1 protein-coding gene is annotated in these 316 nt (G+C 57.3%); it reads right to left on the bottom strand.

Features of this window, described 5'->3' with window-relative positions; all coding sequences use genetic code 11:
• On the bottom strand, positions 1-300 hold a 300-nt coding region (locus KMS84_RS39690; protein ID WP_256921511.1), incomplete at its 3' end, for an efflux RND transporter permease subunit.
• Positions 301-316 lie beyond the last annotated feature (16 nt).

Genomic DNA, 316 nt, shown 5'->3' with positions numbered 1-316 from the left:
ATGATATCCAGGCGGCAGTTTAAACTCTGCCACCTTAGGCGCAATCTGCGCGACTAGGGTCGCCGCCGTCAGCCCGGGATTACGGCCTGAGACGGTAATGGTCCGATTTAAATTCCGACGCTGAATCGCAGAGGGCTCTGAACTAAGCGTCACTTGCGCGATAGCCGCCAGCGGAACCGGCGAGCCATTCGCTTGCGGATAGATCAATGTGCTACCCACGTCTTCAGCTTGGTCACGCTCAGTCATCGACCCACGTAGCATGATGGGCACGGTCGTGTCATCGTCATGGATCTGAGACACCTGTGCGCCTGAGTAC

This window comes from Streptomyces hilarionis (genome assembly GCF_024539675.1).
Classification (GTDB): Bacteria; Actinomycetota; Actinomycetes; order Streptomycetales; family Streptomycetaceae; genus Streptomyces; species Streptomyces hilarionis.
The sequence above is the reverse complement of the archived record's forward strand: the minus strand, read 5'-3'. Positions and strand labels throughout refer to the sequence as shown.